Here is a 19,560-nt window from a genome sequence, read left to right as displayed (position 1 = left end):
ACAAGCTCCGACTGAGTTAAACGCTCCGCGAGGATGCGCACGGATTCGGACAGGAATTTGTCTGCTGAAGCAGACCCGAATCCGGCGCGCAAGACTCGCGAGCGAGTCTTGACTATAGAAACCTTACACATAAACTAAATAAAAGTTTAAAAGCCCGATCTATGATAGATTGGGCTTTTTTTAATGGTTAAATTCTTTACCTGTTAAATGTATTGTGATAAAATGAATTTAAGATTTTAGGAGATGGTAAAAGTGAATATGAGTAGAAAAAAAGGGATTTTAACAGTTCTTTTGGCTCTTGTTTTAGTTTTTGTATCCCTAGATTTTGGCTTTTGCTATAAGAAGGTATTAGCAGACAATGATGCAACTGTAAGCATTGATAAGTCAAATTCTTGGGAATCAAACGGCGAGTATTTTGCGCAGTTTAACATTACAATAACTAACAATTCGTCAAAAAGACTAACAGATTGGCAGTTAAAGTTAGATAAGGGTTCTTTTAGCCTTAGCCAATCTTGGTGCTGTAGTATCACTGATTGCGGAAGTTACTGGCAGATAAGTCCAGAGTCTTACAATCAAGTGATTGAAGCTTCTATGAGTATTTCTAACGTCGGCTTAATTCTTAGTTCTAGTGGGGAGACAAGTCTTGGAAATGTAACTATTGTAACAAGTTATGAGACAACTTCTTCCACAAATCCAACAAGTTCTAGTAATGAATCAAATAACACCACAAACACCACAGCTACTGATTCAACTAGTGACTCTAATGGAAGTATAACTAATGCAGCTAATGAGCAGCTAAGCGAGCCTGTGGCAGAGGAAAATCAAGAAGGGGAGCTCTTAGATTGTGGCAAATGTGCACTAATCGGGGCAGAACTACATTTTCCATATGCTAATGGAGCCTTGGCTTCAGCGAAAACTGCAATTGATTATTCTAATGAATCTAAGGAATTAGTGGCAAAGGAAAGAGAAAGTACAGAAGCTACAACTAATGAAGAAGAGGTGACTACTGGAGTCGTTGCCTTAGAAGACACAAAAAGCGCAGATAGCGCAGTTACAAATAATGAAGAAACAGCAAATTCAGGGGATAACAGTCAAATCACATATGGATCTGCAAGAATTCCAACAGGCAGAGTGAGAGTTTCGGGAAGCCATTTGGTGGATTCAAGCGGAAGCCAAGTGCAGTTAAGAGGGGTTAGCACACATGGAATATCCTGGTTTCCAGAGTATTTAAACAGTGCGGCACTTTCGACTTTAAAGAATGACTGGGGCATCAACGTGATTCGAATTGCCATGTACCCTAAGGAATACGCTGGTTATTTATCAGGTGGGGATAAGGAAAGTCTAAAATCCAAAATCGATGAAGGGGTTAAAGCGGCAGCCAATCTAGGTTTGTACGTAATTATTGATTGGCATGTTCTAAATTATAATCCTAATGAAACCAATGACGAAGCTATTGATTTCTTTAAAGAAATGTCTAGTAAATACAAAGATTATGAAAATGTAATTTATGAGATTTGTAATGAACCAGTTGGAGCAGAGTGGTCAAGTCAGATAAAGCCTTACGCTGAAAGCGTTATTTCAGCTATTAGGGAAAATGATTCTCAGGCCCTAATTATTGTTGGCACCAACACTTGGTCGCAGGACGTAGATGCAGTTGTAGGCAATACTATTGATGATGCAAATGTGTGCTATAGCCTACATTTTTACGCTGCAACTCATAAAGAAGCAATACAAAATAAGTTAAAATACGCCATTAATAACGGAGTTCCTGTATTTGTATCTGAATGTAGCATTTGTGATGCTTCAGGTTCAGGTGGAATTGATTATACATGGGCAAATTCGTGGCTTAATTTACTAAACGAAAACAATATAAGTTACATAGCTTGGAGCCTTTGCAATAAGCAAGAAACTTCAGCTCTAATTAAGTCTTCTTGTTCAAAAACAAGCGGTTGGAGTGAAGATGATTATAGTGATGCGGGAAAGTGGTTTATGAAAGCTATAAAAAATCAGTAAATGTCCCTTTTGTTCAAAAAATAATTTTGAAAATATTGGACATTTTGTTTACAAAAGTTTTCAATGAGACTATACTATGCAATGTTGTGTCAAGATAGATAGGAGGCTTATGGACGTAAAATTAATTGCTCTAGATTTAGATGGAACAACACTGAATAATAATGGAAAATTATCCGAAGAAACAAAAGATGCTTTAATGACTGCCATGGATAATGGAGTTAATGTGTGTATTGCTAGTGGACGCGCATTTGATGCTCTTCCAGAAGAAGTGTTAAAAGTTCCTGGCATTGAATATGCAATTACAAGTAATGGAGCGGCTATCTATAAAGTTAAGAACAAGGAGCTGATAAAGGCTTATAAATTATTAGCGAGTTCTGTGGATTTAATTTTAAGCATGTCTAAAAAATACAAAGAAATAACATTTGAGTGCTTTATTAATGGAACGGCCTACGCACAAAAGGATTATATTGAGAATCCTCTTATCGTAGGAGATAAAGTACGTTCGGTAGAATACATAAGAAAAACAAGACATCCAATTGATAACATTGTAGAGTTTATCTCAGAAAATAAAGACAATTTAGATTGTATGAATATAATACTAGGAGACTTTGATGTTAGGGAAAAGATTATAGATGAGATAAAATCTTTAACATCCGATGTTTATATTACAAGTGCTAGTCCTGTAATGCTTGAGTTTTCCTATAAGGATTGCGGAAAAGCGTCAGGTCTTAAATTCCTTTCAGAGTACTTAGGGATTGATAGGGATTTAATAGCAGCATTTGGTGATGCAGATAACGACATAGATATGATCAAATTTGCGGGAGCAGGCGTAGCAGTAGCTAATGCCAATGATGCTCTTAAAAAAGAAGCTGATTATATAACACTTTCCAATGACGAGGATGGTGTAGTTTATGCACTTAAAAATATCCTCGAAATTATTTAACTTGAAAACTTAGACTTGAAAATTTGGAGGACAACTATGAAGTTTGGCAAATTATTTGAAGTGGTAAAGGGCTTTTTGTCTGTTTACTATAAGCAAAGTTTGATTGGACTTGCAGCAGCGGCAGTTACGGCAACAGCAGTAACGGGAACTGTAATAGCAGTTAATTCTAATAGTTCAAAGGTTGTAGCAGAGGAAACTAGCGAGGCTACAATGGAAACAGAAGAGATTACTGAAAATGAAGAGACAACAGAAGAGACATTAGAAGAGACAACAGAAGTGGCAGCAGATACTGTAACCGAGGAAGACACAACAGTAACAGAAGAAAAGATACTTGATATGATAGCAAGTGGAAATGTAGAAGTTATTCCGATAGAAGAACTAGAAGTAGCTGAAGTGGATACTTCTAATAAAAGCGAAGTAATGGGTGGTAACGTAGAAGTTGTTGATGATTCAGAAGCAATGGTAGCAACTCCAGCACCAGCTGCAACAACATCAGAAACACAAGCTCCAACAAGTGGGGCAACTCAGAGTCAAGAGACAACAAATCAAGAAACAACAACATCACAGGAAACAAGTTCGTCACAACAAGAAACTACAACACAGGCGCCTACAACTACAGAGGCAGCAACAACACCAACTAGGACAGAATATGCAACTATTGTAAATGGAATAGATGTATCTAAGTGGCAGGGATCTATTGATTGGAATCAGGTTAAGAACTCTGGTATTAGTTTTGTAATTATCAAGTGTGGTGGTCGTTCTATAGGTGATGGTGGATTGTATGAAGATTCATGCTTTAGACAGAATATCCAAGGTGCACTTAATGCTGGATTAAAAGTGGGAGTTTATTTCTTCTCACAGGCAACTTCTGTAACAGAAGCCTATGAAGAAGCTTCCCTATGTATAGATTTAATTAAAGATTATAATATTACATATCCAGTAGCCTTTGACTGGGAATCAGCAAGTGGTTACAGAGTAGCTTCAGCTAATTTAAGTACTACAGCTTTAACAGAGATTTGTGAAACATTTGCAGATACAGTAAAAAGTTATGGCTATACACCAATGATTTATTTTAATAGAAATGATTGGAGAAATGCAGTTAATACATCTGTACTTACAAGTAAGTATAAGGTATGGCTTGCAACATATCTTTATAAATATCAAAACACAGATGCAACATGGCAGCAGGGTGATAGCTTATTAAGTTATAGTGATATTCCTTATTGCATGTGGCAGTATAAATCTACAGGTAGGGTAGCAGGTATTAGTGGAAACGTTGATATGGATATAGCCCTGTTTGATTATAATTGATGAATATTAGGATATTTAATTAGAATAAAAAAGGCGCAGTAGACTGTTTTAGGATAGTAAACTGTGCCTTTTAATTTATTGTAAAAAAATTTATAAATTAATTTGACAAAAAAATTAAATCATGATACTATGTTATTGTTCTGCAGAACAAAAAAGCACTAATCAAGGGAAAGCTGGAAACTAAATCTTGATTAGTGCAAGCGTACTATAAAAGTAGTACTCGGACATCGTACTACTTTTATTGAAAAAAATCAATAGTTAAGGAGGTAGACAATGTTTATTGCAAAATTAACATCTGCTGGAGTAATTACAGGTGCTAATGCTTCGGTTGTTATTGCAGCAATTAATGCTGGTGCTACAGCAACTAGTATTATTGCACTAATTGGTGGTGGTGGAATAACTGCTTATATTGTAAAAAAAGCATTTCAAACTGGCATTAAGAAAGTGATTATTGCTGCATAGAATAATTACTAATAAGAATTTCGGGTCTACATTTAAATATGTAGACCTTTTTATTATAAAAAATGGAGGACTAGATATGAAGAATCTGGCAGTTAAAAGAGAAATTAGCCCCCAATCCATAATTTATTATTATATAAGCAAGATACCTAGATGCTTGATTTTAATGCTTATTGGCCTGGTAATAGCTTTTGCATTTAGTATTTATTCTATAAATCATGTAAACAGTACCTTTAAAATTATTAGTGAAGCCGATTTAAATGTTGGACTTGAACCAAAATTTATAAATATATTTTTGCATAATATTACCGTAGCTTTAATCATGATTATGGGACATATGTTTGGAAAATATATAAGTAAGATTATGCTAATAATAAATGGCGCTTTTTTGGGAATAGTTATTAGTTCTTACTTCATTTCAAATGTTTCAAAAATAATATTGTTATCTTTATTACCTCATTCAATTATAGAAATACCAGCTTTATTATTATCTGCAAGCTTTGGAATATATAAGGAATATAAATTTGAGAGAATGGAATATATAAAATTATTTTTGATTATAATCCTTATGTTTATGTTTGCGGCAATGCTTGAGGTAAATGTATCGTATCCTCTAGCTAATTATTGGGGAAATGGAGGTAATTAGTGAGATTATTATATTGGGAATATTATAGAAAAGTTAAAGAAAGATCTCTTTATGCATCTCTTTTTAAAAAAGTGTCTGTAAATATAATCATTTTTTTTCAAATAATAACTCTTATAATTGAAACGCTTTTATCAGTGATGTTTTGTAATTTTTTGTTTAATGGATATATAGGATTTATAGTTGAATTTGTGGTTATATTAATGTTTTATATATTAGATCTAAGGTCATCTAGCGTGGCAGTTAAAATGGCCCTTGAAAATCATGATAAACAAGATTACTTAAAAAGTATGTTTAATATAGATTATAGAAAATATGTAAGAAATGCATGTGTTGTTGAGTTGGTTTACAATATGTCTAGCTCATTAGCTATATATATGTGTTTATTATATTACATGATGTCTTTTTTATTCACAGAAAAAATTATTGTTTTAATTGCTGTTGCTTTAGTTTTTGTTATAGGAGCAGCTTTTGAATTATTTTTTATGATTTGGATTAATAAGACTAAGCATGTATATATAACTAAGTTTGTAAAAATTGGAATGTTTATTATAGCAATGACATTTGGTCAAATGCTTTCAAAATGGATATTAGCTTGTCCTTTTATTGATAAGGAAAATACAATAGAAAAACTTAATAGTTGGAGGTCTGATTTTTTCAATTATTTAGATGTCTATAATTTACAAGATTTTTTTCTTATCTTTTTAAAAAGCTTAGTAATAACATTTTTATTTCTGTTAATTTTTATGCTTATAAAGAAAGCTTTTACAGCGAATAAAGAAGAAATAAAATTATATGAGTTTAAAAACAGTAGCCTTTTTGATGCTAATTTTTTGGGAATAGTAGTTATATCCTTTGTTTTTGGCCTTCTAATAATGCCTGTTACAATGAAAAAATTAATAGAAAATAATAGACTTATATTTGAATTGCTATTAATAACATATGGTTTCTTTTATGTTTTCGATGATTATTTAGCGATTAATAATTGGGTATATATGGATTATGATGGAAATGCAATTCATCATTGGTTAGGGAATATTAATTTATTGCTTAAATATAAAGAAAAGAACTATATAAAAAGATGTATTTTACCTATAACTGTAATTTATATTATTATGAACATTTTCATTGTAAGGAATTTTTTGGATATTTTAATTGCTGTATCAAATTCCGTATATATTTTTATAATGGCGATACTTATGTTTTATGAATATAATCTTAGTGTTATAGATAAAGCTGCTCGTATTAATGAGAACTATGATGCAAATAAGTTTAGTGATAAACGCATTATTAATGAGACTGGTGTAGGCTTTAAAATTATGATAATAGGAATAGTTTATATTTTGCCCGTTGTTTTTTATGTTAGTGGAGAAATTAATTGCTTTGTTTTATTAGTATCGCAAATTGGTGTTTGCATTTTATGTTTATTTTATAGTATTTGGCAAAAAATCAAGCTTACTAATCTTTTGAAGGAAAGAAAATGGTTAATTGCACTATACGAGGAGGTTTAAATGAGTCTTTTAAAGATAAGTGGTTTATCAAAAAAATATGAGGATAAATGTGTTTTATCAAATGTAAATATAAATCTAAATAATAATAGGGTATATGGTTTACTAGGACCAAATGGAGCTGGTAAAACAACTCTTTTTAGATGTATTAGTGGCCTTTCATATATTGATGAAGGAAATATATCTATTAATATAAATGAAGACGAAAAGGATGTTATATATGTTTTTGAACAGCCTAATTTGTATGAATCTTTAACAGCTAGGGAACATTTAAAATTTGTTGCTTCTGTTAATAAGTTAAAGATTAATGAAGATGCGCTTTTAAAAAAATATATGGTTTATGAATATGCTGATAAGCCAATTAAAGATTGTTCTTTAGGCATGAAAAAAAGAATTCAGTTAATGTGTGCAATGGTTTTAGAACCTAAAGTGCTACTTTTAGATGAATATATTTCTGGCCTTGATCCTAAGGGTATTTTGCTAGTATCAGATTTAATAAAAGATTATGCTAAAGAGGGACATTTGGTAATAGTTTCAACACATATTCTTTCCCTTGCTGATAAACTTTGTGATTCTTTGATATTTATAAAAGATGGTGAAATTATTAATGAGACAGATGATTTTGAAGATATAATGGAAAATTATAAAGATATAGAAGAATACTATTTTTCTATTATTAATGCTGGCGAAAAATAACGTGTTGAAAAAATGCTAAAAAATGTGTAAAATAGATTGGATTGTCTTTTACAGTTCAATCTATTTTTTTAGTTGGATATAAGCGAGAGCTTATAAAATAGTTTAGGAGGATATTATGGATTATCAGAAGTTAGCTAATCTTTTATTTCCTGATGTAGAACATACACCAGAGTATTATGAAGAGAAATTCCCATATAGAAAGTTACCTAACGGTGCTGAAGTTACACGTATGGCTCCATCACCTACAGGTTTTATTCATTTAGGTAACCTTTACTCAGCATTAGCTGATGAAAGAATTGCTCATAGAAAGGGTGGAGTTTTTTATCTTCGTATTGAAGATACAGATGAAAAGCGTAAAGTAGACGGTGCCGTTGATATTATTATTAACGTTTTAAGATATTTTGATATTGAATTTGATGAGGGTGCAGGTTTCGATGATTCAGATCCTCGTAATGCTTATGGTCCTTATTTCCAGAGACAGAGAGTAGAGATTTATCATACATTTGCAAAATCATTAGTTGAAAGAGGTTTAGCTTATCCTTGTTTCGCAACTGAGGAAGAACTTGAAGAAATCAGACAGAAGCAGGAAGCTAATAAGGAACTTACAGGTTACTATGGCAAGTACGCTATTAGCCGTGATTTATCATACGAGACAATCGAAGAGAATATTAAGGCAGGTAAGCCTTATGTATTAAGACTTCGTTCACAGGGTAGCCCAGATAAGGAAATCACATTTGTTGATAGCATTAAGGGTGAAATTAAATTACCAGAGAACATTCACGATATCGTTCTTTTAAAGAAGGATGGTATTCCAACATATCACTTTGCTCATGCGATTGATGATCATTTCATGAGAACAACAACAGTTATTAGAGGTGGCGAGTGGTTATCATCAGTTCCTACACATTATGAATTATTCCATGTGTTAGGATTTAAGATGCCTAAGTATGCTCATACAGCTCATCTTATGAAGTTTGATGAAACAACTGGTGGTAAGAGAAAGTTATCTAAGAGAAAGGATCCAGAGTTAAGCCTTGATTATTACCGTAAAGATGGTTATCATCCATATACAATGAAGGTTTATCTTCTTACACTTCTTAACTCTAACTTTGAGGAATGGCATGACAAGTATCCTGATAAGGATATTAATGAATTCCCATTTACAGTTGAGAAGATGAGTGTTTCTGGTGCTCTTTTTGATAAGGAAAAGCTTCATAACATTTGTAAGAACGAGTTCTCTAAGTTATCAGAGGAAGATGTTTATGAATTCCTTTATAACTGGGCTATGGAAAATGAACCAGAGAAGGCTAAGATTTGGTTTGCCGATAAGGAAAAGATGCTTTCAATCCTTCGTTTATACATGGGTGTTGGTGCTAAGAGAAGAAGAAAGGATCTTATGTATGCTAGACAGATTCTTAACCTCTTTGATTACTTCTTTGGCATTGATGCAGTAACTGAACCATTTATTGAAGGTGGAGAAGTTGATATGAATGGTAAGGAAAAGGATGACTTTAGATTAGATTCTGAAGAAATCAGTAAGATCTTAACAGCTTACCTTGCTAAGTATGACCACAACGATGACAACTCTGCTTGGTTTAACAAGCTTAAGGAAATCGCTGATGAATTAGGATATGCATCAGATATGAAGGCTTATAAGGCTAATCCAGAGAACTTCAAGGGTTCAGTTTCAGATATTGCTGAAGCTGTAAGAATTGCAGTAACTGGCAGAGCTAACACACCTGACCTTTGGACTATTGTTCATATTATGGGTGAGGATGTAATGAGAGAAAAGATTCAGGCTTGTATTAAGTAAGATTAGTATAGAAAATTGAATAATGAAAATAAATGTTGAAAAGAAACGATAAATTCTCATAATATGTGAGGAGAAAATAGCCGCTTCGCGGATGTTTCTTTTTAATAAGGAATGTCAACAAATTAGCTAAAGCGAATTTGTCGACGTTTGTGGAGTGCACATCATTAGAATTGCCGTTGGCAATTAGATGTGCACGTGTAGCAAGGGATCTGCCCACTTCGTGGGCACCTCCTTTATGTGTGCAAGTACCTCAATATTTAATTATGAAGTACTTGCACACATCAAGCTGAAACTAAAGTTTCAGCTTGGGCCTTAAGGAATCCACCGCTTACGCGGTCCCCCTTAAGGCAAATTCAAGGAGTGCACATCATTAGAATTGCCGTTGGCAATTAGATGTGCACGTGTAATAAGGAATCCTCCCACTTCGTGGGTCCCTCCTTTTTACAATTGACAGTTCATTTGTACCATCCTGTCGTTAAATAAAACTAGGGCTAAATTCTGAATTTATGCCCCAGAAGTGTTTTACTCTGGGGCTTTATTTATTTTTAGTCTGATGGTACATGATAATTAGTGTTTTAGTAGTGTTATAAGGAGAAATTATTATGTATAGTGTGACAACAAAAGCTGAATTCGATGCGGCACATTTTCTTGCCGGTTACCCAGGTAAATGTAAGAATCTTCACGGTCATAGATGGAGTATTGAGGCAACTCTTAAGGGCGAGGAGCTTGATGAGCTTGGCATGTTAGTTGATTTTACTGACATTAAGAGAGACCTAAAGGAGATCTGCGATAATTTTGATCATAGTTTAATAATGAAGAAGGATAGTTTAAAGCCTGCAACTCTTGAAGCTTTAATGGATGAGGGCTTTAAGATTAACATTATGGATTTTATGCCAACTGCTGAAGGTTTTGCAAAGTTTTTCTTTGAGGAGTTAGAAAAGAAGAATTATCCTATCGTAGAAATTAAGGTATATGAGACACCAAAGAACTACGCAACATACACAAAGTAATAGTAGAAAAGGAATTGAATAAAATGGACATTAATTATGAGTTAACATTTCCTTTAGTAGAACATTTTATAAGTATTAATGGCGAGGGTAGAAGAGCAGGTCAGTTAGCACTTTTTATTAGACTTGCAGGATGTAACCTTGATTGTAGCTATTGCGATACTAAGTGGGCTAATAAAGCAGATGTTAAATTTGAGAAAAAGACAATAAGAGAAATCGTTGATATTGTTAAGAATTCTAATTGTAAAAATGTGACATTAACAGGTGGCGAACCTCTTTTAAAGAAGGATGTAGACCAACTTATTGCAGCTATTTTAGAGTTAGATGATATTAGACTTGAAATTGAAACAAACGGAAGTCAACCAATTAAGAAATATGATGATTGGAAGCGTCGTCCGGTTATGACACTTGATTATAAGCTTGCAAGTTCAGGTTGCGAGGCAGCCATGGATACAGAAAACTTTAACTATCTTCATAAGGAGGATTCAGTAAAGTTTGTTAGTGGCAGCAGAGCTGACCTTGAAAGAACACTTGAAATCATAACAAAATATGATTTAACTTCAAAAGCAAATTGTATTATAAGCCCTGTGTTTGGACAGATTGAACCAGTGGAAATCGTTGATTTTATGAAGGAGCATGAAATGAATGATGTCTTCTTACAGTTACAGATGCACAAAATCATCTGGGACCCAAACAAGCAAGGAGTTTAACCTGTCGTAATTTAGCGAAGCTAATTACGACCTAGCGTCAGCCCATCGCGAAGCGAATCTAATGGCTGATGTTCCCCCTGTCATAACTAGCGCAGCTAGTTGTGACCAAGCGTCAGCCCTTCGCGAAGCGAATCTAATGGCTGATGTTCCCCCCTATCGCAGTTAGCGAAGCTAACTACGACAAAATACATTAAAAAAGGAAGGTTAAGATTATGGTAGAGAAAAAAGAAAAAGCATTAGTACTATGTAGTGGTGGAATCGATAGTACAACATGTCTTGGTATGGCAGTGGATAAATATGGTAAGGAAAATGTTGTAGCTCTTTCAATTAGCTACGGACAGAAGCATGACAGAGAAGTAAAGAGCGCTAAAAAGGTCTGTGAATTTTACGGCGTTGAGCTCTACACTCTCGATTTAGCAAAGATTTTTACATATAGTAATTGTTCCCTTTTAAAGGGTTCTGAAGAAGAGATTCCAAAGGAAAGTTATGCCAAGCAGCTTGAAGAAACAGATGGAAAGCCAGTTTCAACTTACGTTCCATTTAGAAATGGTTTATTCCTTTCATCAGCAGCAAGTTTTGCTCTTTCTAAGGAATGTAGCGTAATTTACTATGGTGCACATGCAGATGATGCAGCAGGTAGCGCATACCCTGATTGCTCAACAGTATTTAACGATGCTATGAATAAGGCAATTTATGAGGGAAGTGGAAAGCAGGTAAAGATTGTTGCTCCATTTATTAATTCTCATAAGGCAGATGTAGTAAAGGAAGGCCTTAGACTTGGCGTTCCATATAAGTACACATGGAGCTGCTATGAAGGCAAGGATAAGCCATGTGGCGTTTGCGGTACATGTATTGATAGAGCGGAAGCTTTCAGACTTAACGGAGCCCCAGATCCAGCCTTAACATACGAGTTTGAAGATTAATTTATAGACTAATTTAAATACTAAACTATAATCATGGTAAAGATATCATACAGAAAGGTAGGCTAATTAGCCGGAGGTATAAAATGAGTACAACAAGAAAACCAGAAGAGAGAGAAAATGTTACATTATTAGGTCAGGCTGGCGTTAAGTATAAGTCAGACTACGCACCAGAAGTTTTAGAGACATTTGTTAATAAGCATCCAGGAAATGACTATTTTGTAAAGTTCAACTGTCCAGAGTTTACATCACTTTGCCCTATTACAGGACAGCCAGATTTTGCGACAATCTATATTTCCTACGTACCAGGAGAATTAATGGTGGAGAGTAAGTCACTTAAGCTTTACTTATTTAGCTTTAGAAACCATGGCGATTTCCACGAAGATTGCGTAAACATCATTATGAAGGATTTAATTAAGCTTATGGATCCTAAGTATATTGAGGTTTGGGGAAAATTCACTCCAAGAGGAGGAATTTCTATTGATCCTTACTGCAATTACGGTAAGAAGGGTACTAAGTGGGAAGAGGTTGCATTTGACAGATTAACTCACCACGACATGTATCCAGAGAAGGTTGATAATAGATAAGTTTCTTGTGGTTGCCCTCTTTATGTGCTATTATTTAGTTAGATATTTTGGAACAATATAATAGGGGTTAAATAGTAGAGGGTAATTTATGGAAGCTAAAAAAGCTAGTAAAAAGAGTCCTAAAAGTATTCGTAACCAAATGATGAGAGCAGCAACAATTCCAGCTGTTTTTATGCTTGTGATTATTGTGTTTGTTTCTCATGCTATGATGCGTAATGCTATTGATAATAACATTAAGCAGAACCTAATTGATTTTGCGAATACTGCAATTAACATGATGGATAGAGAGAATCCAGGAGACTACACTAAGGTGGGAGAAGAGGAGGTCGCAATTTATAAGGGTGAGACTCTTCTTAATAACAATTACGATTTAATTGATTCCTTGGTTGATGGAACTAACATGGGAATTACATTTTTTTATAATGACCTTAGAGTAATCTCAACTCTTAAATATAGTGACGGAGCGCGTATTGTAAGCATTGCTGCACACAGTAAAGTTAAAAAAGATGTACTAGAAAAAGGCAAGTCAAAGTTTTATAATAATGTCACTTTGAATGGAATCAATTACTATGCATATTATAAAGTTCTCTATAATTCAGATGGCTCTATTGCTGGAATGGTAGAGGTGGTTAAGCCTGCCAATCAGGTCAACACCTACATTTTACTAAAACTAATCCCAGTTTATATTATTGGAACTATCGGAATAATTATGATTGGCTTTATTAGTTATAAGAGCACAGGAAATTTCGTTTCTGTGATTTCTAAACTTGAGAAGCAATTTACTAAGGTATCTAAGGGTAAACTAGATGGCAGCCTAGATCCTAATATTTTGAATAGAAATGATGAATTTGGAAGTATGGCCAAGGCCGTTGTGAAAATGCAGACAGCCCTTAGGGCTATGATTGAACTCGATACTTTAACCCAGATTAACAATAGAAGGCGCGGTGATACAAGGCTTAGAAGCATTATTAACCGAGCTAGAGAAAAGGGAACTCAGTTCAATGTAGCAATTGGGGATATCGACTATTTCAAGAAAGTTAACGATACCTATGGACACGATGCGGGAGATGCAGTCTTAGTGGCTGTTGCCAACATTTTAAAGAAAGGAATGCAGGGCAGAGGCTTTGTTGCCCGTTGGGGTGGCGAAGAATTTCTAATCGTGTTTGATAGGATGGACTATGACTCATCAATTAAGCACCTAAATCGAATTCTTGATAGAATCAGAGCGGAGGTTGTTCACGTTAATGGTTATGAGATTTCTGTAACTATGTCCTTTGGGATTACTAGAGGTAAGGAAAACGACGAGAACAACTTAGTCATTAAGAGAGCCGACGAGCTCTTGTATACAGCTAAGTCCACAGGAAGAAATCAAGTTGTATCAGGATTTTAGCTAGATTATATATAAGGTGGATATACGGTTATGGAATGTAAACATATAGATATATCAGATGAGATATCTACAGCTATAAAATCAAAAACTCCAATAGTTGCCCTTGAAGTGGCATCGATTTTTCTTAACTTACAATATCCAGAGAATGTTGAATTGGTTAAGTCATTAATTAACGCAATTAAGGAGTATGGCGTAGTTCCAGCTCTTATGTATGTTGCGAATGGAAGAATAAAGGTAGGTTTATCGGATTCTGATATAGATTTTTTAGGTCATAATAGGGAAAATATATCTCGAATTAGTAAGCGAGACTTACCCATTGCACTTGCTGCTAATGAAACTGGCAATATGCTTTTATCTGCAGTTATTTACATAGCTTCAAAGGTAGGCATAAAGGTAGTTTCAGCCTCTTCAATTGCAGGTGTTAATAAGGAATTGCTAGAAGGCTTTGAAAGCTCTTATGATATTGAGTCTTTATCAGCAAGCAATGTGCTACTAGTATGTTCAGGCATTAGACCCGGTTATAACATCAAGGAAACTATGACAAAGCTTGAGGAAAAGGAAATTTATGTAGCTGGCTTTAAGACTGATTACTTACCAAGCTTTTATTACTCTAATTCAGATGTAAGACTTAGCTATAGACTTGAGACACCTCAGGCTATTGCTGTAAGTTACAATATTAAGAACGCCTTAGAGATTGATTCTTCTTACTTACTTTTAAATCCAGTTTCAAAAAGTCATGAGATAAATGAAGAAGACATTGAAAAGGCCATAACAGAGGCTTTTAATGAGGCAAGACAAAGAGATATTAAGGGTACAGATTTTAATGACTACATGTTTAGACGAGTAAGGGAGTTAACTAACGGTGCTAGTAAGACTTCATTTTTACATAACATCAATAGTAACGCTCAGCTTGCAGCTTGGATATCCTTTGCAATGTTTAAAGAAAGCACGCCACATGTGGTTAAGGCAAATGTATCTGATAACATAAAGAAGGTAGCAGACCCTATTCTTACTGCAAACTCTAATAATAATTCCTCTAAGATTATGGATTTTTATTTATGGCTCTTTGCAGTTAAGAGATTTGCTCAGACCTATGATGCTTGCAAGATGATTTTTAATAATCTTTCCCCTGAGCGTCAGGCTAGTTTAAAAGAGGAGTTTGAAAAAACTATAAGTTAAACAATTCATTGAAATAAAGTGTTTTTGTGTGATATAATTTCAAATGTATGTAGTAATATAGCATGTTTTCGAAAGAAGGCATGCTAAACTTATGGAAAAAAATTTGCGAGGAAATGACAATGGAATTATGGGATATCTATAATGTTAATAAAGAAAGAACAGGCAGAACCATGAAGCGTAACGATTGGAACATGCAGCCGGGAGACTATCACCTAACAGTACTTGGCGTAATTAAAAGACCTGATGGTAGATTTTTAATTACAAGAAGAGTACTTACAAAGGCTTGGGCTCCAGGGCATTGGGAAGTTTCCGGTGGTGCCGCTATGGCTGGTGAAGATTCCATCGATGCTGTAAGAAGAGAAATTAAAGAAGAGACAGGCATTGATGTAACTAATGCTAAGGGCGGTTACGTTTTTAGTTATAGAAGAGATAATCCTGAAGAGAAGGATAACTACTTCGTTGATATCTATCGATTTGAGATGGATGTTAAGGACGAGGATGTTAAGTTACAGGAAGAAGAGACACTAGGTTTTAAATTTGCTAGTTTAGATGAGATAAAGGAAATCGCTGATCGCGGCGAATTCTTACATTACGAAAGTATAAAGAAAGTTTTTGAAGATTAGAATTTAAGGACAAGTCATTTATTTTAATGGCCTGTCCTTTTTTTACTCTGCGTATGGGCAGAAATATATGGGGAGGCTTATATGATTAAGTACATTAAAAAATACTGGTGGGCAGCAGTTCTAGCCCCACTATTTATGATTGGGGAGGCCAGCATGGACCTCTTACAGCCAAGACTTATGAGTAAAATTGTAGATGAAGGTGTTCTTGGCCTTTCAAATAACGGTGTTGGTGACCTTGGACTAGTTATTAGACTGGGCCTTATGATGATTTTCTTTGTGTTTATTGGTGGTGTTTGTGGCATTATGTCCGGAATTTTTGCCAATATCGCAGGTCAGAATTTCGGTAATGATGTTAGAAAGGATTTGTTTAGTCGTATAATGGGCTTTTCATTTTCACAGACAGATGAATTCTCCACAGGCTCACTAATTACAAGGGTTACTAATGATGTAACTCAGGTGCAAAATTTCGTGCAGATGGCCCTTCGAGGTTTTGTTAGAACCTTTATTCTCTTTATTGGCGGCCTTTTTTGCATGCTTAGTCTAAACTTAAGTTTTGGCGTGGTTATTGGAATTTCTCTACCACTAATCTTGCTTTGCGTAGTATATTTTATTGCCAAGGCCAATCCTAAGTTCACAATTCTTCAAAAGAAACTAGACAACTTAAATAACGTTATGCAGGAAAATGTAGCAGGCTCTAGAGTTGTAAAGGCTTATGTTAGAGAGGATTACGAAAAGAAGAGATTTGGAAAATCCAACGATGAATTAGTAAATACCCAGCTTGACGTACTCTTACTTCTTTCTTACATGACTCCTATTATGAACGTGATTCTTAACTTTTCAGTGGTTGCCATTATTAAGGTGGGCCAGATTAATGTTATGAATGGCAGCGTCACACCGGGGGAGGTTATGGCGGCCATCACTTACGCATCACAGGTTCTTAATGCAGTTATGCGTATGAATATGATTTTCCAAAATGCATCTCGTGGTATGGCATCTGGAAAGAGAATTTTGGAGGTGCTAAATTGCCTTCCAGAAATTAAGGATGGAGATTTTGAAGGATTTAAGGGAGACGACGGAAGTGCAAGAGACGAAGAGAGGGATAAGAAGCCTGGTGATATTATTTTTGAAAATGTATCTTTTGCCTATCCTACACAAAAAGAGGATTTAATTATCAAGGACTTTAGTTTACATATAAGGCCGGGAGAAACCATTGGAATCCTTGGGGAGACAGGTTGTGGTAAGTCTAGCTTGGTAAATTTAATTCCTAGATTTTATGATGTAAGTTCAGGAAGGGTGCTAATTGATGGCGTGGATGTTAGAGACTACAAGCTAAAGGCCTTAAGAGATAAGATTGCTATCGCCCTTCAAAAAAGCGAAATCTTTAGTGAGACTATAAGAGAAAATATTTCTTGGGGTAAGAAAGATGCAGACTATGACAGAGTTATGCATGCTGCTAAGATGGCACAGGCCCTAGAGTTTATAGAGAATAAGCCAGAAGGAGTTGGCACAGTAGTAACTCAAGGGGGTACAAGTCTTTCTGGTGGACAGAAGCAAAGACTAGCTATTGCTAGAGCTGTAATTAAGGGGGCGGATATCCTTATATTTGATGATGCTAGCTCAGCCCTTGATTTAAAGACAGAGGCTAATCTATACAAGGCCTTAAAGGAAGAATATCCTAACACTACTAAGATTATTGTGGCTCAAAGAATCGCATCTGTTAAGGATGCAGATAGAATCGTAATTATAGATGAGGGCAAGTTATCAGCTGTGGGAAGTCACGAAGAATTGCTAAAGATAAGCCCAATTTATCAGGATATCTATAATTCACAGTTAGGGGGTGGCCAGATTGCAGAATAATACATCAAACCTTTCAAAACAGGCAGATATGAAAAACTACAATAATATGATGGGCGGCAAGGGTCCTAGAAATAGAGGAGCAGTGGTTGAGAAGGCTCAAAACACAGGAGTTACCCTAAAAAGACTAGTGAATTATTTTAAAAAAGAGTTAAATACTGTGGCTTTACTTTTGCTTGCAGTAGTAATCGTTGTAATTGCTAGTGTCTATGCCCCAAAGCTTCAAAGTAATGCCATTGATAGTATTACAGATGGAAACTACAAGGCAGTAGGACCAATCCTTGTTGTTATGCTAATTACCTATGGAATTTATAGCCTCTTTAGTTTTGTACAAACTAGACTTAGCGCCATGCTTAGCCAAAGGATTGTAAAGAGACTACGAGAGGATTTGTTTGATTGCATCGTTAACCTACCTATAAAGTACTTAGATGCCCACTCTCACGGTGACATTATGAGTAGAATGACTAATGATGTGGAAAATGTATCTACAACTATTTCCCAGAGTTTATCATCACTATTTTCCGGTATCCTTACAATTATAGGCACAGCCCTTATGATGATCTACTTATGTCCGGAGCTTGCTGCATTTTCCATAATCACAGTAATTCTTACTTTGCTTGCCACTAAGTATTTATCAAAGGCCATGAGAAAGTTTTACATGAAAAGACAGGTCTTACTTGGTAGCCTAAATGGTACTGTTGAAGAGATGATTACAGGCTACAAGACAGTAACAGCCTATAATAGACAGGAAGAGGTTTTAAAGGAATTTGCCAATACATCAAATAATCTTACAAGAGTTGGTATTGTGGCAGAGGTTTTAGGAAGTTCTATGGGACCAATTATGAATGTCATTAATAACATTGGTTTTGTAATTATTGCGGCCTTTGGTGGATATTTTGCCATAAATGGGGTGATTTCCGTTGGCGTAATCTCTGCCTTTATTGTCTATGCTAAGCAGTTTGGTAGACCTATTGATGAGCTTGCTAACATTTACGGCCAGATTCAGACAGCCATTGCCGGTGCTGAACGTGTCTTTGCCATAATGGATGAGCCAAAGGAGGATAAGTCAGGAACTAAGCTTATGGATTCTTCAAAGGGACTTATTAGCTTTAAAAATGTAAACTTTTCTTATGTGCCAGAAAAGCAGGTTTTATATGACTTTAACTTAGAGGTCAAGGCAGGGGAAAAGGTGGCATTAGTTGGTTCTACAGGTAGTGGTAAGACAACTGTGGTAAATCTATTAATGCGTTTTTACGATATAGATAGTGGCGAGATTTTAATTGATGGTGTGAATATAAAGGACATTGACTGTAATAATCTAAGAAAGAATACAGCCATAGTTCTACAGGATACAGTGCTTTTTGCAGATACTGTTAAGAATAATCTTAAGTACTCTAATTTAGAGGCTACAGATTTAGAGGTGGAAGAGGCTGCAAAACATAGTCATTGTAAGAACATGATAAATCATTTTAAGAATAAATACGACTTTAGATTAGCTAAGGAAGGACAAAACATTTCCCAAGGACAAAGACAGCTCTTAAGTATTGCTAGAGCTTTCCTTGCAAAGCCAAAGATTCTTATATTAGATGAGGCCACTTCTTCTGTAGATACAAGAACTGAAAAGAGAATTCAGGATGCCATGGTTAATCTTATGAAGGATAGAACTAGCCTTATAATTGCCCATAGACTATCAACTATTCAGGATGCCGATAAAATTGTGGTTATGGATCAGGGAAAAATCGTAGAAATAGGCAATCATAAGGAATTACTTAAGGCAAAGGGGCGTTATTACGAGCTTTATATGACTCAGTTTGCAGGTCAGGAAATTTAGATTTAATAATATATTAAGATTGTGATTATAGGCAGTTTATAGAATATGGTATATAATAATATTGATGTAATTT

Annotated in this window: 17 protein-coding genes; all 17 read left to right on the top strand. The window is 34.9% G+C overall.

All coding sequences use genetic code 11. The annotated features are described in order from the left end of the window. The first annotated feature begins 258 nt into the window (after positions 1-258). The 17 genes from QVA17_RS03345 (at position 259) to QVA17_RS03265 (ending at position 19,487) form a co-directional block, all read left to right on the top strand. Complete coding sequence (locus QVA17_RS03345) at positions 259-2,013, top strand: cellulase family glycosylhydrolase (protein WP_287386439.1); 1,755 nt, start codon at positions 259-261, stop codon at positions 2,011-2,013. A 109-nt stretch (positions 2,014-2,122) separates the two neighbouring features. Continuing rightward, entirely contained in the window at positions 2,123-2,956 is an 834-nt protein-coding gene (locus QVA17_RS03340; RefSeq protein ID WP_083330296.1) for a Cof-type HAD-IIB family hydrolase, read from the top strand. Between the two features lie 36 nt (positions 2,957-2,992). After that, the gene (locus tag QVA17_RS03335; RefSeq protein WP_287386436.1) at positions 2,993-4,267 is read left to right on the top strand and encodes a glycoside hydrolase family 25 protein; all 1,275 of its coding nucleotides are present in this window, start codon (positions 2,993-2,995) and stop codon (positions 4,265-4,267) included. Between the two features lie 273 nt (positions 4,268-4,540). Next, positions 4,541-4,729: a hypothetical protein gene (locus QVA17_RS03330; RefSeq protein ID WP_287386434.1), complete on the top strand. Its 189-nt coding sequence runs from the start codon at positions 4,541-4,543 to the stop codon at positions 4,727-4,729. Positions 4,730-4,805: 76 nt separating this feature from the next. Then, complete coding sequence (locus tag QVA17_RS03325; RefSeq protein ID WP_287386432.1) at positions 4,806-5,372, top strand: stage II sporulation protein M; 567 nt, start codon at positions 4,806-4,808, stop codon at positions 5,370-5,372. Then, positions 5,372-6,880, top strand: a complete 1,509-nt coding sequence (locus QVA17_RS03320) for a hypothetical protein (RefSeq protein ID WP_287386431.1) — start codon at positions 5,372-5,374, stop codon at positions 6,878-6,880. Before QVA17_RS03325 ends, QVA17_RS03320 begins: the two co-directional genes overlap by 1 nt. Next, positions 6,881-7,573, top strand: coding sequence for an ABC transporter ATP-binding protein (locus QVA17_RS03315; protein ID WP_287386429.1), 693 nt, complete (start codon positions 6,881-6,883; stop codon positions 7,571-7,573). 115 nt (positions 7,574-7,688) lie between these two features. Further along, positions 7,689-9,386, top strand: a complete 1,698-nt coding sequence (gene gltX, locus QVA17_RS03310) for a glutamate--tRNA ligase (protein ID WP_027431653.1) — start codon at positions 7,689-7,691, stop codon at positions 9,384-9,386. 602 nt (positions 9,387-9,988) lie between these two features. Further along, positions 9,989-10,396, top strand: coding sequence for a 6-carboxytetrahydropterin synthase QueD (gene queD, locus QVA17_RS03305; protein WP_027431654.1), 408 nt, complete (start codon positions 9,989-9,991; stop codon positions 10,394-10,396). 23 nt (positions 10,397-10,419) lie between these two features. Then, the gene (gene queE / locus QVA17_RS03300; RefSeq protein ID WP_287386426.1) at positions 10,420-11,103 is read left to right on the top strand and encodes a putative 7-carboxy-7-deazaguanine synthase QueE; all 684 of its coding nucleotides are present in this window, start codon (positions 10,420-10,422) and stop codon (positions 11,101-11,103) included. A gap of 212 nt (positions 11,104-11,315) precedes the next feature. After that, positions 11,316-12,026 (top strand): 7-cyano-7-deazaguanine synthase QueC, encoded by a 711-nt coding sequence (gene queC / locus QVA17_RS03295; protein WP_287386425.1) that lies wholly within the window; start codon positions 11,316-11,318, stop codon positions 12,024-12,026. A gap of 83 nt (positions 12,027-12,109) precedes the next feature. Continuing rightward, positions 12,110-12,610: a preQ(1) synthase gene (gene queF / locus QVA17_RS03290; RefSeq protein ID WP_027431658.1), complete on the top strand. Its 501-nt coding sequence runs from the start codon at positions 12,110-12,112 to the stop codon at positions 12,608-12,610. Between the two features lie 88 nt (positions 12,611-12,698). Beyond that, a complete protein-coding gene (locus QVA17_RS03285) occupies positions 12,699-14,000 on the top strand; it encodes a diguanylate cyclase domain-containing protein (protein WP_287386424.1) in 1,302 nt (433 codons plus the stop codon). A 30-nt stretch (positions 14,001-14,030) separates the two neighbouring features. Beyond that, the gene (locus QVA17_RS03280) at positions 14,031-15,179 is read left to right on the top strand and encodes a pseudouridine-5'-phosphate glycosidase (protein ID WP_287386423.1); all 1,149 of its coding nucleotides are present in this window, start codon (positions 14,031-14,033) and stop codon (positions 15,177-15,179) included. 119 nt (positions 15,180-15,298) lie between these two features. After that, positions 15,299-15,802, top strand: a complete 504-nt coding sequence (locus tag QVA17_RS03275) for an NUDIX hydrolase (RefSeq protein ID WP_027431660.1) — start codon at positions 15,299-15,301, stop codon at positions 15,800-15,802. A gap of 81 nt (positions 15,803-15,883) precedes the next feature. Continuing rightward, a complete protein-coding gene (locus QVA17_RS03270; RefSeq protein ID WP_287386421.1) occupies positions 15,884-17,659 on the top strand; it encodes an ABC transporter ATP-binding protein in 1,776 nt (591 codons plus the stop codon). Continuing rightward, a complete protein-coding gene (locus QVA17_RS03265; protein ID WP_287386419.1) occupies positions 17,649-19,487 on the top strand; it encodes an ABC transporter ATP-binding protein in 1,839 nt (612 codons plus the stop codon). Before QVA17_RS03270 ends, QVA17_RS03265 begins: the two co-directional genes overlap by 11 nt. Positions 19,488-19,560: the final 73 nt, after the last annotated feature.

The organism is Lachnospira sp. (assembly GCF_016290755.1).
Classification (GTDB): domain Bacteria; phylum Bacillota; class Clostridia; order Lachnospirales; family Lachnospiraceae; genus Lachnospira; species Lachnospira multipara.
The sequence above is the reverse complement of the archived record's forward strand: the minus strand, read 5'-3'. Positions and strand labels throughout refer to the sequence as shown.